This window comes from Achromobacter sp., from assembly GCF_036567245.1.
In the GTDB taxonomy this organism is placed as follows: domain Bacteria; phylum Pseudomonadota; class Gammaproteobacteria; order Burkholderiales; family Burkholderiaceae_B; genus Achromobacter.
Genome location: NZ_DATCUY010000260.1, coordinates 1 through 1,711, shown reverse-complemented (window position 1 = coordinate 1,711; position 1,711 = coordinate 1). Strand labels below are relative to the sequence as shown.

The window sequence follows — 1,711 nt, the reverse complement described above, 5'->3', positions numbered from 1 at the left end:
GATTTCACCGCACCCGTGGCGCTCAAGGCCGTGCCCGTCTCGGCCAGCCTGGGCGACGACCGCGTCCTGCTGGGCCTGCATGGCGAACGCATTGCCGCCCGCAACACGCCGGTCTGGGTGGACGAGACCGGCGACCCGCTGCCGCGAACCTGGATGGACAAGGTCGATTGGTCCGCCTATCGGCTGAACGACGCCAGCGAGGCGACCGCGCGGCTCTATTTCGATGCCGACGGCCGGCTGTGCCGCGCCGAGCAGTATGAGTTACCGCCGCGCAACGCCCGCGGCGCCGCGCCCTTCCTGTCCGGCGGCTACGCGCTGGAATACGATGCCGCGGGCGCCCTGACGCGCGTGGTCGAGTACGAGCAGACGGAGTACCGGCGACCCGCCGCCTACGCGGCAAGCCGCCAGACCTGCCTGAAACGCGACGCCCGGGGCGCGCTGAGCGCCTTCATCAACGAGGGTTGCGGCAGCGCGCAGGAGCCGCAAGGCGGCCGGTTCTACGCGCGCGATACGGAAGGCCGCCTGCTGCGCGCCATCGACGCCACCGCGCAGGGCGGCGCCTTCCAAGTCCAGACCTATGACGCCGAAGGCCGGCCGCAGCAGCGCTACCTGCGCCGCTACTCGCCCGGGGAAAGCGACAGGTCTTATGCCGATATCGAGGTCGCGGCGCGGGACTCCCGCCCCTACGCGCTGAAACGGGAAGAACTGAACAGCCTGTCTGGCGAGGTTCCGGGCAACGAGTGGCGCATCGTGCGCATCGCCGACGAAATACCGGTGAACGACTCGGACATGCAATCCTGGGATCCCCGCACGCAGATCATCCTGGCCCAGGGCGTGACCGACCCGAAGGGCCGCGCGCCGCTGGCGGCGGACGTCCAGGAGCGCGTGTGGCAGGCCGTGAACGACAAGCCCGGCCGGATATTCTGGTATTCCGACCCCATGAGCCGGGTGCTGCTGGTGCCCGCGATGGACGAGGCCCGCTGGCGCGCCTGCGCCGATCCCGCGAATCAGGCCGCCGACGCCTGCGGCTGAGGCGGCAGGCCGGCCCGGTCTAGCGCCAGCTTTCCGGCTCGACGCTGACCTCGCCCTTGTCGGCCGAGAAGTACACCACGCCGTCGGAAATGTTCGCGTTCAACCGCATGGTGCGCTCGGCCAGCTGGGCCAGGGCCCGGGTCTGGTCCGACGGCAGGTTGACGATTTTCAGGTTGCGCGTGCGCTCGAGCTTGTTCTTCACGCCGTCCCACCAGATCTTGCTGGCGGAGCCGCCATAGCAATAGACGATGACCTCGTCGGCGCGGCCACAGGCGCGCAGGATGCGGCGCTCTTCGGGCTGGCCGACTTCGATCCAGAGCTTGACCGCGCCGGTCAGGTCCTTGATCCACAGGTCGGGCTCGTCGGTGTCGCTCAGGCCCTTGGTGAAGGCCAGTTCCTCCTGCGCATGCAGGGCGTAGGCGACCAGCCGCACCATCATGCGCTCGTCGGTTTCCGAGGGATGGCGGGCGACCGTCAGCGTATGGCTGCCGTAATAGTGGCGGTCGGTGTCGGCGACGTTGAGCTCGGCCTTGTAGATGGTGGCGCGCAGGGCCATGGCGTAAATCCGTTGAATGTGGCGAATTGCTGAAGGCCGCCATGATAACGCCTGCGGCGCAGTGGCACGGGGATGGACGGCCGCGCGCCGCCCCGGCGGCGCTACACTGGCCGCCTGCGCCCT

General features: G+C 69.3%; 2 protein-coding genes. One reads left to right on the top strand and one right to left on the bottom strand.

The genetic code is table 11. The features are described from left to right. Nucleotides 1–1,032 (top strand): hypothetical protein (locus VIR09_RS11490; RefSeq protein ID WP_332012986.1); only part of this gene is annotated, 1,032 nt, incomplete at its 5' end. 19 nt (nt 1,033–1,051) lie between these two features. Here the strand turns inward: VIR09_RS11490 and VIR09_RS11485 are convergent. Continuing rightward, complete coding sequence (locus VIR09_RS11485; RefSeq protein ID WP_332012985.1) at nt 1,052–1,588, bottom strand: YaeQ family protein; 537 nt, start codon at nt 1,586–1,588, stop codon at nt 1,052–1,054. Nucleotides 1,589–1,711 lie beyond the last annotated feature (123 nt).